The sequence below is a fragment of the Nocardiopsis sp. iso_237 genome, from assembly GCF_056173345.1.
On sequence record NZ_CM149669.1, the window covers coordinates 1,978,110 to 1,991,518 of the forward strand.

A 13,409-nucleotide genomic window follows, 5' to 3' on the forward strand; every position below is an offset into this window, starting at 1 on the left:
GGGTTCCTCACATCCGGAAGACGCCGTAGCCGACCGGCTCCAGGGGCGCGTGGCGGGCGGCGGACAGGGCCATGGCGAGCACGTCGCGGGTGTCGGCGGGGTCGATGACCCCGTCGTCCCACAGGCGGGCGGTGGAGTAGTACGGGCTGCCCTGCTCCTCGTACTGGTCGCGGACGGGCGCCTTGAAGGCCTCCTCGTCCTCGGCCGACCACTCCTCGCCGCGCGCCGCCATCTGGTCGCGGCGCACGGTGGACAGCACCGAGGCGGCCTGTTCCCCGCCCATCACCGAGATGCGGGCGTTGGGCCACATCCACAGGAAGCGGGGCGAGTAGGCGCGGCCGCACATCGAGTAGTTGCCCGCGCCGAAGGACCCGCCGATGACCACGGTGAACTTGGGGACGCGGGCGCAGGCCACGGCGGTGACCATCTTCGCGCCGTGCTTGGCGATGCCCCCCGCCTCGTAGTCGCGGCCGACCATGAACCCGGAGATGTTCTGGAGGAAGACCAGCGGGATGGAGCGGCGGTCGCACAGCTCGATGAAGTGCGCGCCCTTGAGGGCGGACTCCGCGAACAGGATGCCGTTGTTGGCGACGATCCCCACGGGGTGGCCGTTGACGTGCGCGAACCCGGTGACCAGGGTGGTGCCGTACTCGGACTTGAACTCGGTGAACTCGCTGCCGTCCACGACGCGGCCGATGACCTCGCGCACGTCGTAGGGGGTGCGGGTGTCGGCGGGGACCACCCCGTAGAGCTCGCCGGGGTCGAGCGCGGGCGGGCGCGGGGCGCGCGTCTCCCAGGCCGGGGGGTCCAGCGGGCCGAGGGTGTCGACGATCCGCCGCACCTTGGTGAGGGCGTCGGCGTCGTCGTCCGCGAGGTGGTCGGTGACCCCGGAGACCCGCGAGTGCAGGTCGCCGCCGCCCAGCTCCTCGGCGGTGACGACCTCGCCCGTGGCCGCCTTCACCAGGGGCGGGCCGCCGAGGAAGATCGTGCCCTGCTCGCGGACGATCACCGCCTCGTCGCTCATCGCCGGGACGTAGGCGCCGCCCGCCGTGCACGAGCCCAGCACCGCCGCGATCTGCGGGATGCCCGCCCGGGACATGGTGGCCTGGTTGTAGAAGATGCGGCCGAAGTGCTCGCGGTCGGGGAAGACGTCGTCCTGCATGGGCAGGAAGGCCCCGCCGGAGTCGGCCAGGTACACGCAGGGGAGGCGGTTGTGCAGCGCCACCTCCTGGGCGCGCAGGTGCTTCTTGACCGTCATCGGGTAGTAGCTGCCGCCCTTGACGGTGGCGTCGTTGGCCACCACCACGGTGGCGCGCCCGGCCACGCGGCCGATCCCGGCGATCATCCCGGCCCCGGGGGCGTCCTGGCCGTCCCTGCCGTAGAGGCCGTAGGCGGCCAGCGGGGCGATCTCCAGGAACGGGGAGCCGGGGTCCAGGAGGAGGTCGACGCGGTCGCGGGGGAGGAGTTTGCCGCGCTCGACGTGGCGCGCCCTGGTCTTCTCGGGGCCGCCGAGGGCCGCGGTCGCGATCCGCCCCCGCAGCTCCAGCGCGAGCGCGCGGTTCGCGGCGTCGTTGGCGGCGAACGCGGGACCGGCGGTGTCGACCGCCGAACCGAGCACAGGTGCCCTGCTCATGGTGTCCTCTCGTGGAGGGATGTTAATGCTCACTAACAGGAGTGATGTTAGTAACTACTAACATGGGTGTCCAGGGTCCGGGTGGAACGGGCCACGCGGACGGGCGGCGAGAGGTGGTCGGATGGCGACGGGAACCCAGGGGCAGCGGCCCACGGGCGAGCGGAGAACGGCGATTCTGGGCGCGGCGGCCCGGCTCTTCGCCGCGCACGGCTACCGGGGCGTGACCATCGACGACCTCGGGCGCGCCGTCGGCACCACCGGGCCCGCGCTCTACCGGCACTTCCCGGGCAAGGAGGCGCTGCTCGGGGAGGTCCTCGTGGACATCAGCGAGCGCCTCGCCCGGCGCGGGCGCGAACTCGTCACCGGGGCGGACGGCCCCGAGGAGGCCCTGGAGGCCCTGCTGCGCGGCCACATCGAGTTCTCCCTGGGGGAGCCGGACCTCATCACCGTGCACGACCGCGAGCTGGTCAACCTCACCGACGACGACCGCCGCCGGGTCCGCCGTCTCCAGAGGGGCTACGTGGAGGAGTGGGTGGCCGTCCTCTCCGAGCTGCGCCCCGCGTCCCCGCGCGCCGACCTGCGGGCCTCGGTGCACGCCGCGTTCGGGCTGCTCAACTCGACCCCGCACAGCCGGGGCCCGCTCTCCCGGGGCGCGATGTCCGCCCTGCTCCTGCGGATGGGCTCCGCCGCGCTGCTCGCCGAGGACCCCGCCCCAAGGGTGAGTTGAGTCTCCGCGGCACATGTCTTGACCTGCCCTCGGGTAGACCCGCGCACGAGTCTCCCGGACCCGACATCCGGGACGCGCGCGTCTACTTCCACAAGGGGAGATCGTTCATGGTCGACAAGCGACCGGAGTCCGAGCGCACCACAACCAACGCGGGAATCCCCGCGCCCAGCGACGAGCACTCACTGAGTGTGGGCAGTGACGGCCCCATCGTCCTCCACGACGCCTACCTCGTCGAGAAGATGGCGCACTTCAACCGCGAGCGGGTGCCGGAGCGGGTCGTGCACGCCAAGGGCAGCGGCGCCTACGGCACCTTCCAGGTGACCAACGACGTCAGCCAGTACACCTGCGCCGACCTCTTCCAGCCCGGACGCCGGACCCCGATGCTCGCCCGCTTCTCCACGGTGGCCGGGGAGATGGGCAGCCCGGACACCTGGCGCGACCCGCGCGGGTTCGCGTTGAAGTTCTACACCCGCGAGGGCAACTTCGACATGGTCGGCAACAACACGCCGGTCTTCTTCGTCCGCGACCCCCAGAAGTTCCAGGACTTCATCCGGTCCCAGAAGCGCGACCCGCGCACCGGCCTGCGCGACAACACGATGCAGTGGGACTTCTGGTCGCTGTCCCCGGAGACCTCGCACCAGGTCACCTGGCTCATGGGCGACCGGGGCGTCCCGCGGACCTGGCGCAACATGGACGGGTTCAGCTCGCACACCTACCAGTGGATCAACGCCAAGGGGCAGCGCTTCTGGGTCAAGTACCACTTCCGCACCGACCAGGGCAACGACTTCCTCACGCAGGAGGAGTCGGACCGCATGGCGGGTGAGGACGCCGACCACCACCGCCGCGACCTGTTCGAGGCGATCGAGCGCGGTGACCACCCCTCGTGGACGCTGAGCATGCAGATCATGCCGATCGACGAGGCGGCGGACTACCGGTACAACCCCTTCGACCTCACCAAGGTGTGGCCCAAGGGCGACTACCCGCTGATCGAGGTCGGGCGGATGACCCTGGACCGCAACCCGGACAACCACTTCATCCACATCGAGCAGGCCGCCTTCGAGCCGTCCAACATGGTGCCCGGCACCGGCGCCTCCCCGGACAAGATGCTGCTGGGCCGCATGTTCTCCTACCCCGACACCCACCGCTACCGGATCGGGGTCAACTACGACGAGCTCCCGCCCAACCGGCCGCACGCGCCGGTGCGCTCCTACGGCAAGGACGGGGCGATGCGCCACTACGCCCCCGACACCGGGCAGGTCTACCACCCGAACTCCTACGGCGGGCCCGACGCGGAGCGCCAGCAGGGAGTGGAGGAGGCCGGGTGGAAGGTGGAGGCCTCCGAGATGGTCCGGGAGGCCTACCGGCTGCGTGAGGACGACGACGACGTCTCCCAGCCGCGCGCACTGATCCGCGACGTCATGGACGACGCCGCCCGGGACCGGCTGGTCTCCAACATCGTCGGCCACGTGAGCGCGGTCAACGACGAGGCCGTCCTCCAGCGCGCCCTGAAGTACTGGAGGGACATCGACCCCGGGATCGGTGCCCGTGTGGCCGAGGGGGTCAACGGCGGCTGACCGCCGGGGCGTACGGCGAAGGGGGCGGATGGCCACGACCACCCGCCCCCTTCACGCCGCGTCCGTCCCTACGGGAGGGAGACGCCGCCCACGGCGTCCTCCACCGGCTGGGTGACGTCAGCGGTGCCCGGGGCCTCCGCCGGGAGCTGGCCGGTGATCTCGTCGGTGGCGACCGGGGCCTCCTCCGCGCTGACGGGAAGGTTGTCGGTCGCGGCCGGGAGCTCCAGCGCCTGCAGGGCGGCCGCCGGGTCCTCCAGCTCCATGAGCGCCTGGATCGTCTTCAGGGAGTCGGCGTCGCTGAGCAGCGCGACGGCCTCCTCGTCGGCCAGGAGCTCCTGGACCGCGGGGTCCGCGAGCAGCGCCTCCGCCGCAGGGGAGAGGCTGTCGGCGGAACCGGCGGCCTCCTCCACGGGCTGGGCGGCCTCGCCAGCGGGCTGGGCGGCCTCCTCGGCCGGCTGAGCGACCTCCTCCACGGGCTGGGCGACCTCCCCCGCGGGCTGGGCGACCTCGTCCTTCGGGTCGGCCTGGGCCGCTCCGACGCCGACGACGGTCAGTCCCCCGGCCAGTACCGCTGCGGTGGTGATCCTGGTGAAGGCACGCATACGCGTTCCTTGCCCCTCTCTGCGACACGGGTCAGCACGTTCCGTAAGTGCACGACCACACATAGTCACCTAGTCTCAGGGTCAGAACGCCAAAGGTGGGTCTTGCCCCCGTGAAGTCCGCGTATGCCTTTCCGGGGAAGTGCCAATGGCGGACAAAGACCCCGGAACGACTCGTGTGGGAGCGAGGGCAATCGATCACCGTCCCCGTACATTCGGCAGCGGTGAAGTGGGTACGCCCGCGATCGACGGCCCACAGACGCGCAGGCGTCCCGCCCCCGACCCGAAGAAGGAGCGGTGTACCTATGTCTCGGCCTCGAATCGTGGTGGTCGGATCGGGTTTCGGTGGTTTCCACACCATCCGTCACCTGGAACGACGCATCCCCACGGGAGCGGCGGACATCGCCCTCGTGGCTCCGCACGACTACATGCTCTACAGTCCGCTGCTGCCACAGGTGGCCTCGGGGCTGCTCACCCCGCAGTCGGTCGTCATGTCGGTACACCGGCTCACCAAGCAGACCCGGCTCGTCCCCGGCCACGCCGTCGGGGTGGACACCCGTGACCGCACGGTGGTCGTGCGGCGGCCCACCGGCGAACTCGCGCCCTGCCGCTACGACCGGCTCGTCCTCGCCCCGGGCTCCATGACCAGGGAGTTCGACATCCCCGGCCTGACCGAGCACGCCTACGGCGCGAAGACCCTGGCCGAGGCGGTGCTGCTGCGCGACCACGTCCTCTCCCAGCTGGAACTGGCCAACGACTCACGCGACCCGGTCGAACGGGAGGAGCGCTGCCGGTTCGTCGTGGTCGGCGGAGGCTACACCGGTGTGGAGACCGCGGCGTCGCTCATGCGGCTCTGCCAGGAGGCGGCCCAGCGCTACCCCGAGCTCCGCTCGGTCATCCGCTGGCACCTCGTCGACATCGCGCCGAAGGTCCTGCCCCAGCTGGGGGACCGGCTCGGCCGCAAGGCCGTCGACCTGCTCCGAGGCCTCGGCATCGAGGTCAAGATGAAGGTCAGCGTCCGGGAGGTGACCGCCGACAAGGTGGTGCTCACCGACGGCCGCGCCCTGCCGTGCCGCACCCTCATCTGGACGGCGGGGATCACGCCCAGCCCGCTGATGGAGACCCTCGGCAAACCGACCCAGGCCGGGCGGCTGGAGGTCGGAACCGACCTGGCGGTGCCCGGGCTGCCCGACGTGTTCGCGATCGGTGACGCCGCCGCGGTGCCCAACCTCTCGCACACCGACAGCGCCTACTGCCCGCCCACCGCCCAGTACGCCAGCAGGCAGGCCACCACGGTCGCCGAGAACGTGGTCAACTCGGTGCTCGGCAGGCCGCTGAAGGAGTTCCGCCACCGGGACATGGGGCTGGTCGTGGACCTGAGCGGACGCGACGCGCTGGCCAGGATCATGCAGTTCGACCTGAGCGGTCTGCCCGCCCTGGCAGCCACGCGCGGCTACCACGTGGCCTCGGTCCCGTCCGGGACCGCGCGGGCCCGGATCGTCGCCAACTGGGGCATCCGTGCCTTCCTCGGCAGCGAGGTGTCCCGGATGGGGTTCGCGGACGACGGACGCCCGTCGTCGTTCGTGGCCAACGAGGCCGTCGACTACCTGGACGAGGGCTCCTCGCGTTCCGAGGGCGCCCGCCTGCTCGACAACGAGCGGGAGCGCTACGGCGAGGACTGATCGGCGCCGCTCCGCCCGCCGCCGTCGGCGGGGGAGGGGAGGCGGGTCCCGCGTCGGCGGCGGACGACCACGAGCGCGGTGGCGCCCGCGAGGACAACGACCGCCAGGGCGACCGGCCAGGGGCCCGCGTCGGACAGCAGTGACTCCGCGTACCGGCGGCTGGTCGAGGTCGGATCGGCCAGGACCGCGGCGACGAACACGGCGGACAGGGCGGTGGTGGCCGCGGCCACCACCGTTCCGCGCGTCCCGGTCAGTCCCATCCGGCGGCGCAGGACGCCGCCGGCCTCGATGATCCGGGTGACACGGAGCAGGCGCAGGGTTCCGGCGGTGCGCACCAGGCGCAGGACCTGGACCGGCCCGAGCGCGAAGACCACGGCGGGCAGCGTCACCGCCGCCACGAACGTGCTCCACCTGTGGGTGCGCAACCAGCCGAGTCGGTCCTCGGCCAGCGCGATGAGCAGGATCCACTCCGCCCACAGGACCAGCCCGGCCAGCCAGTTGAGCCGGTTCCCGAACTCGGCCCACCGGCCCTCGCCCCACATGCCGAGGAAGACCGCCGGGACGGAGACCACCGCGCAGAACAGGACCGGCAGCGCCAGACGGCGTTCCAGCGCGCGGGCGTGCCCGTTCTCCTCAGTGGCCCGGGGGTCGGCGGAACCTCCCCCGAGGGTTCGACCGGGAGGGTGTTCAGGGGGATGTTCGGGGGACATACCGGTACGTTAGCCCTGGTGCGGCGCGCGGGCGGCCGGTGGGCCGGGTCCGGTCGCGGTGGGGCCGCCGGTCAGGAACGGACCAGGCGGGCGATCGCGTCGGAGGCCTCGCGGACCTTCTCCTCGGCCTCGTCGCCGCCGTTGGCCACGGCGTGCGCCACGCAGTGCTTCAGGTGCTCGTCCAGCATGGACAGGGCGAAGGAGCGCAGCGCCTTGTTGACGGCGGAGGTCTGGGTGAGGATGTCGATGCAGTACTGGTCGTCCTCGACCATCCGCTGGAGACCCCGGATCTGACCCTCGATACGGCGGAGCCGGTTGATGTGGCTCTGCTTGTCGTTGCTGTAACCGTGGTTCGCCGCCATGCCACCGTCTCCGTGTTGTTCCTGCTCAGCTGCCATAACAATACCCCCTCAAGGTATTCAAGCGGGGAGCTTCGCGGTCTATTCCGCCCGTCCGGCCGTCGACCGGCGAACCATTTGTCACCAACCAGGCCGTACGAGAAGTTTCCCAGACGGCCGGGGTCGGTCGCCCCGCCGTTGGCGGGCCCGGCACGGTTTTGCCCTGGTTGACGGGACCTTGCCGCGAGTGGGAAACCCGCCTGCCGGGGTGGCCTGGCGCCGCGCTCTATCATCACGTTGAGTAATTAATTGACCTCAAAGAGTTTCGGAGTCATCGGTGGTTGCACAGATTGCGGCGGTACGTGCCTCATCCCTACGGCGGACCGGTGTGGCCATGGTCGCCTCGGTCCTGCTCGCCTCAGGGGTCGTCGCCGCCGGAGCGACCTTCAGCGCCCGTGACGCGGCCGCCCAGCCAGCCACACCCTACGCGTCCTCCGTCTGGGGGCGGCTCACCCTGGACCCCGGTGTCTACGGCGGCGGAGCGGTCTCCGGGACCCTCAACGAGCTGGAGGTGAGCGGCAACGGCAACCAGCAGTGGGACATCAGCACCGGTCCCGGCTCCAACATCTCCGACAACCTGACCTCCGCCACCGGCACGGCGTCGGTGAACGTGCAGAGCGACCCCGAGTCGGCCCTGGCGAACACCAACGGGGCCTTCACCAACCTGGACGTCCCCCCGCCGACCGCGGGCGGAGCGGCCTCGCTGGTCAACCAGGGTCCGCTCCAGCCCAACGGCAACCACCGCATCTTCACCGTCTCCACCTGGAACAACCGAGTGCAGTGCGCGCCGCCCGCCGGGATCATCATCCAGGACTCGACCACCGCGCCCATGTTCCTGGGACGGCTCGTCAACGCCCCCGCGCCCAACGCCTCCGGCACCGCAGTGACCGAACTCGACTTCCCCGGCTCCTACGGGGACGGGATCACCAACGCACACGTCACCGTCACCATCACGCACGTGTACGAGATCGAGGACCCCTACGTCGGACACGCCCGCACCGACTACACGGCGGTCGTCCAGGGGCAGGACGCCGACGGCAACCCGGTGGGCGACCCGGTGACGCTCTTCGACATGACTCTGGGTGACGTCCGGACCGACTGCAACGAGACCGCGCCCCCGTCCCCGACGCCCACGCCGACTCCGACCCCCACTCCCACCGAGTCCCCGAGCCCCAGTCCCAGTCCCAGTCCCAGTCCCAGTCCCAGTCCGACCGAGTCGCCCAGCCCGACGCCCAGCCCGACGCCGAGTCCGACGGAGTCGCCGAGCCCCACACCGTCGCCCACCGGGTCGCCCAGCCCGAGCCCCAGCCCCACGCCCAGTCCCACGCCGTCACCCACCGGGTCCCCGAGCCCGAGCCCCTCACCGACGCCGTCGCCCACGCCGACTCCCAGCCCGACGCCGTCTCCCACACCGAGCCCCACGGAGTCGCCCAGCCCGAGCCCCACGCCGAGTCCGACCGGGTCGCCCAGCCCGGGCCCCACGCCGTCGCCCACGCCGGGTCCGACCGAGTCGCCCAGCCCGACACCGTCTCCGTCGCCCACACCCACACCCAGCCCGACCGGGTCCCCGACCCCGTCTCCGACGGAGACGCCGAGCCCGAGCGAGTCGCCCACCCATCCCGGCTACCCCGGCTACGACCCGGAGCCGCCCTCCTACGACCGGCCCACGCTGCCGGTGACCGGTGCCAGCGTCGCGGCGCTCCCCATCGGTGGCCTGGCCGCGATCGGCGCCGCGGTCGCCGCCTTCGTGGCCTCGCGTAAACGTTCGGTCTGACCTGGGCAATCCGGGACCGGGGCCCTTGCCCCGGTCCCGGGCCGCGCTGACCATGACGGTATGAGCGAGAGCGCCGAGCAGGACATCATGACCACCATCCGGGGCCTGATGGACGAGGAGCACACGCTCCGGTCCGCGCAGGGAGGGCTCGAACCGCAGGAGCGCCGCCGGATGAAGGAGGTCGAGGAGGCACTCGACCAGTGCTGGGACCTCCTCCGCCAGCGCCGGGCCCGCAGCGAGCACGGCCAGGACCCGGACGAGGCCCGTGTCCGCCCGGTCTCCGAGGTCGAGAACTACCGACAGTAGTCGGGCCTGAACGAAAACCAACCACCCCCCGAGCGCGTCTGTACAAGTGATCGGAGCCGGACCCCGTGCCGGCCCGGCCTCCTCCCTGCCCGGCACGCTCGAAGGAACGCCCCCATGTTCGCTTCACTGACCGGCCTCGGCCTCGCCTCCGCGGCGGGTCTGAACGCCTACGTCCCCCTCCTGGTCCTCGGCTTACTGGCCCGCTACACCGATTTCATCCCGCTCACCCCCGCCTGGGCCTGGCTGGCGCACCCCGTCACCCTGGTCATCCTCGGAGTGCTGCTCGTCGTCGAGTTCGTGGCCGACAAGGTGCCCGCCCTCGACAGCGTCAACGACATGCTCCAGACGGCGGTCCGCCCCACCTCGGGCGGGATCACCTTCGGTGCCGGGGCCTCGGCGGTACAGCTCTCCGAGATCACCGAGATCTCCGGTGAGGCCTCGGGCATGTCGACGGTCGCGGGCGGCGTCGGCTGGGGGGCGGTGATCGTCGGCGTCCTCGTCGCGCTGTTCTTCCACGTGGCCAAGGCGCTGTCCCGTCTGGTGGTCAACACCCTCACGTTCGGCATCGGCGCCCCGGTCGTCTCCGTGCTGGAGGACGTCACCAGCTTCCTCGCCGCGGTGCTGGCGATCCTGCTGCCCGTGCTCATCATCGTCGTGTTCCCCCTGATGCTCCTGCTCGGGGTCTGGGCCGTACGCAAGGGGCGCCGTGTGCGGGCGGACCGCAGGGCCGAGCGCGAGGCCCGACGCGGTGGCCCGGGGGCGGGTCCCCCTCCCGGCTCCCACCCCGGCCCCTATCCCGGACCGCCCCCCGGCCCCTACCCGGGACCGCATCCGGGGGCCCAGCCCGGCCCCTACGGTCCCTATCCCGGCCCCCGGCCCGGCCCTCCCCCGGGGCTCCCGCCGGGCCCCCGCCCCGGCCCCCAGCAGTGGACCGGATACGGCGGCCCGCCACAGCGCTGACACCCGCCCCGGCCAGGGCGGACGGCGGCGAGGTGGCGGAGAACGCATACCGGGAACGGGGCGCGGCGTCGTACAGTGCTCCCAATGGCTGAGATGACTACCGCGAAACCGAACACCCACCACATCGTCTGGGACTGGAACGGCACCCTCCTGGACGACAACCACGCCAACCTCGCCGCCGTGAACGCGGTGTGCGCCCAGTTCGGCCGTGAGCCGGTCGAGCTGGACCACTGGCGTACCGTCTTCCGCCGCCCCCTCATCCCCTGCTACGAGGAACTCCTCGGCCGGAGCCTCTCCGCGAGCGAGTGGGAGCGCGTCGAGAAGACCTACGACAGCAGCTACCTGGAGTACCTGCACACCTGTGAGCTGGCCGCGGGCGTCCCCGACGTCCTCCACCAGTGGGCCGGGACCGGCCGGACCCAGTCCCTGCTGTCCATGGCCACCCACGAGCACCTGGTGCCGCTCATCACCGAACGCGGTCTGAACGCCCACTTCACGCGGGTCGACGGACGCAGGTTCGACACCGAGCACGACTCCAAGGCCGAACACCTCGTCCACCACCTGGAGCAGCAGGGCCTGGACCCGGCGCGCGTCGTGCTCATCGGGGACATCGACGACGACGCCCGTGCCGCCCGTGAGGCCGGGGCCCAGCCCGTCCTGGTCGCCAGCGGACTGATGGCGCGTGAGCGCCTGGAAGCCACCGGGGCGCTCGTCGTGGACACCCCGACGGACGCGGTCGCCGCCGTCCGCCAGCTCGGCTGACCCCCGCCCCCGGACACGGTCGATGTGGCCCGCCCACCCGGTGAACCCGCTCCGGGGGTGGGCGGACCACATTCGGACGACCCGTCGGTGACCTGCGGACTTCCCCGCCGCCCCGGCCCCCCGTTAGGCCGGGCCGCCCCGTGACGCCGATGATGGTGTGCTGTTAGATGTGTCTCACAGCAACACACAGCGACGCGATTGGGAAGGCCTGCAATGACGGAGAGCAGCGTGCCCCGTGTGCTCTGGGAGCCCGGTGAGGACCGGATCGAGTCCTCCAACATCGTCGCGTTCGCCCGGTGGGCCGAGCGCGAGCAGGGGGTCAAGGCCTTCGGTGACGGCGGCTCCACCGCCGCCTCGGACTTCGACTACGACGCCCTGTGGCGGTGGTCGGTCACCGACGTCGACGGGTTCTGGGCGTCGGTCTGGGAGTACTTCGGGGTCCACTCCGCCACCCCGTACGAGCGGGTCCTGGCCGAGCGCACCATGCCGGGCGCCCGGTGGTTCCCCGGCGCCACGCTCAACTACGCCGAGCACGTCTTCGAGGGCCGCGACCCCGGCGAGACCGCCGTCCGGCACGCCACCGAGCTCCGCGCGCTGGACTCCTGGACCTGGGGCGAGCTGCGCGAACGCACCGCCGCGATCGCCGCCGGACTCCGTGAGCTCGGGGTGGGGGAGGGCGACCGGGTCGCCGCCTACCTGCCCAACCTGCCCGAGACCGCCGCCGCGTTCTACGCCGTGGCCTCCCTCGGCGCGATCTGGTCCTCCTGCTCGCCCGACTTCGGCGTGCGCAGCGTGATCGACCGCTTCGCCCAGATCGAACCCAAGGTCCTGCTCGCCGTCGACGGCTACCGGTACGCGGGCAAGGACTTCGACCGGCGCCCGGTCGTGGAGGAGCTGCGCGCCGCGCTTCCCACCGTCGAGCACACCGTCCTCCTCGACTACCTGAGCCCCGGGGCCACCCTCGACGGCACGCTGCCGTGGGACCGGCTCACCGAGAGCGGCGCGGGCGCCGAACTCACCTTCACCCCGGTCCCGTTCGACCACCCCCTGTGGGTGCTGTACTCCTCGGGGACCACCGGTCTGCCCAAGGCGATCGTCCAGGGGCACGGCGGCATCCTCCTCGAACAGCTCAAGAACCTGAACCTGCACCTGGACGCCCAGGAGCACGACCGCGTCCTCTGGTTCACCACCACCGGCTGGATGATGTGGAACTTCCTGGTCAGCGTGCTGCTGACCAGGGCCTCCATCGTCCTGTACGACGGCAGTCCGGCCCACGGTCGGCCTCCGGCGGATCCCGGGGGCGGCCGGGCCGGGACCGGCACGCCGCCCCCTCCCGACCTGGGCTCCCTGTGGGACCTGGCCGCCGAGGCCGGGGTCACGGTCTTCGGCACCAGCGCGGGCTACCTCTCCTCCTGCATGAAGGAGGGCGTGCACCCCACGCGGGGCCGCGACCTGTCCGCCCTCAAGGCGATCGGCTCCACCGGCTCCCCGCTCAGCCCCGAGGCGTTCACCTGGGTGTACGACGAGTTCGGTGACGACCTGTGGCTCTTCTCCACCAGTGGCGGCACCGACGTCTGCAGCTGCCTGGTGGGCGGGACCCCCACCCTGCCCGTGTACGAGGGCGAGATCCAGTCGCGCGGGCTGGGCATGGCCGTGGCCTCCTGGGACCCGGACGGCAACGAACTGATCGGTGAGGTCGGTGAACTCGTGGTCACCGAGCCCGCCCCGTCCATGCCCGTGTTCCTGTGGGGCGACACCGACGGCGAACGGCTCAGGGACAGCTACTTCTCCGTCTACCCGGGCATCTGGCGGCACGGGGACTGGATCGAGATCACCGACCGGGGCACCGCGGTCATCTACGGCCGCTCGGACTCGACCATCAACCGGGGCGGCGTCCGGATGGGCACCAGCGAGATCTACCGCGCCGTCCTGGCCCTGGACGACGTGGTGGACGCCCTGGTCGTGGACGTCCCCCACCAGGACGGATCCTCCCGCATCGAACTGTTCACGGTGCTGCGCGAGGGCGCGGACCTGGAGGGCGACCTGCCCAAGGAGATCGCCCGCCGCATCCGCACGGACTGCTCGCCCCGGCACGTGCCCGACCGGGTCCGCGTGATCGCGTCGGTGCCGCGCACCCTGTCCGGCAAGGTGCTGGAGGTCCCGGTCAAGCGCATCCTCATGGGCGAGGACCCCGCGAAGGTGGCCAGCCGCGACTCGTTGGCCAACCCGGAGGCGCTGGACCACTTCAGTGAGCTGGTCGGCGACTGAACCCCGTGGGCGCAGT

Annotated in this window: 11 protein-coding genes and 1 pseudogene; 8 read left to right on the top strand and 4 right to left on the bottom strand. The window is 71.7% G+C overall.

Annotated features, from left to right (window positions below; translation table 11 throughout):
* Positions 1 to 7: 7 nt before the first annotated feature.
* Positions 8 to 1,618, bottom strand: a complete 1,611-nt coding sequence (locus AC0VYM_RS08950) for a carboxyl transferase domain-containing protein (RefSeq protein ID WP_475462979.1) — start codon at positions 1,616 to 1,618, stop codon at positions 8 to 10.
* Positions 1,619 to 1,754: 136 nt separating this feature from the next.
* Here AC0VYM_RS08950 and AC0VYM_RS08955 point away from each other — a divergent pair, with 136 nt between their 5' ends.
* Together AC0VYM_RS08955 and AC0VYM_RS08960 are read left to right on the top strand one after the other, a co-directional pair.
* A complete protein-coding gene (locus AC0VYM_RS08955; protein ID WP_475460930.1) occupies positions 1,755 to 2,360 on the top strand; it encodes an SACE_7040 family transcriptional regulator in 606 nt (201 codons plus the stop codon).
* A gap of 107 nt (positions 2,361 to 2,467) precedes the next feature.
* Positions 2,468 to 3,934: a catalase gene (locus tag AC0VYM_RS08960; RefSeq protein WP_475460932.1), complete on the top strand. Its 1,467-nt coding sequence runs from the start codon at positions 2,468 to 2,470 to the stop codon at positions 3,932 to 3,934.
* Positions 3,935 to 4,002: 68 nt separating this feature from the next.
* Here the strand turns inward: AC0VYM_RS08960 and AC0VYM_RS08965 are convergent, their stop codons facing one another.
* Complete coding sequence (locus AC0VYM_RS08965; protein ID WP_475460934.1) at positions 4,003 to 4,536, bottom strand: hypothetical protein; 534 nt, start codon at positions 4,534 to 4,536, stop codon at positions 4,003 to 4,005.
* A gap of 302 nt (positions 4,537 to 4,838) precedes the next feature.
* Between AC0VYM_RS08965 and AC0VYM_RS08970 the strand changes: the two genes are divergently transcribed.
* Complete coding sequence (locus tag AC0VYM_RS08970; RefSeq protein WP_475460936.1) at positions 4,839 to 6,215, top strand: NAD(P)/FAD-dependent oxidoreductase; 1,377 nt, start codon at positions 4,839 to 4,841, stop codon at positions 6,213 to 6,215.
* Here AC0VYM_RS08970 and AC0VYM_RS08975 read toward each other — a convergent pair.
* Together AC0VYM_RS08975 and AC0VYM_RS08980 are read right to left on the bottom strand one after the other, a co-directional pair.
* Positions 6,200 to 6,925 carry a metal-sensitive transcriptional repressor family protein gene (locus tag AC0VYM_RS08975; protein ID WP_475460938.1) on the bottom strand — a complete coding sequence of 242 codons (726 nt, stop codon included), beginning with the start codon at positions 6,923 to 6,925 and terminating at the stop codon, positions 6,200 to 6,202. The genes AC0VYM_RS08970 and AC0VYM_RS08975 overlap by 16 nt on opposite strands.
* A gap of 71 nt (positions 6,926 to 6,996) precedes the next feature.
* On the bottom strand, positions 6,997 to 7,287 hold the full coding sequence (locus AC0VYM_RS08980; protein ID WP_475460939.1) for a metal-sensitive transcriptional regulator: 291 nt from the start codon (positions 7,285 to 7,287) through the stop codon (positions 6,997 to 6,999).
* A 313-nt stretch (positions 7,288 to 7,600) separates the two neighbouring features.
* Here AC0VYM_RS08980 and AC0VYM_RS08985 point away from each other — a divergent pair, with 313 nt between their 5' ends.
* From AC0VYM_RS08985 to AC0VYM_RS09005, 5 genes and pseudogenes are all read left to right on the top strand, one after another.
* Positions 7,601 to 9,097: a hypothetical protein gene (locus AC0VYM_RS08985; RefSeq protein WP_475460941.1), complete on the top strand. Its 1,497-nt coding sequence runs from the start codon at positions 7,601 to 7,603 to the stop codon at positions 9,095 to 9,097.
* A 60-nt stretch (positions 9,098 to 9,157) separates the two neighbouring features.
* A complete protein-coding gene (locus AC0VYM_RS08990) occupies positions 9,158 to 9,403 on the top strand; it encodes a DUF2630 family protein (protein WP_475460943.1) in 246 nt (81 codons plus the stop codon).
* A 114-nt stretch (positions 9,404 to 9,517) separates the two neighbouring features.
* A pseudogene (locus tag AC0VYM_RS08995) lies at positions 9,518 to 10,192 on the top strand (DUF4126 domain-containing protein); the annotation flags it as partial.
* 255 nt (positions 10,193 to 10,447) lie between these two features.
* Complete coding sequence (locus AC0VYM_RS09000; RefSeq protein WP_475460945.1) at positions 10,448 to 11,125, top strand: HAD family hydrolase; 678 nt, start codon at positions 10,448 to 10,450, stop codon at positions 11,123 to 11,125.
* A 213-nt stretch (positions 11,126 to 11,338) separates the two neighbouring features.
* On the top strand, positions 11,339 to 13,393 hold the full coding sequence (locus tag AC0VYM_RS09005) for an acetoacetate--CoA ligase (protein WP_475460947.1): 2,055 nt from the start codon (positions 11,339 to 11,341) through the stop codon (positions 13,391 to 13,393).
* Positions 13,394 to 13,409: the final 16 nt, after the last annotated feature.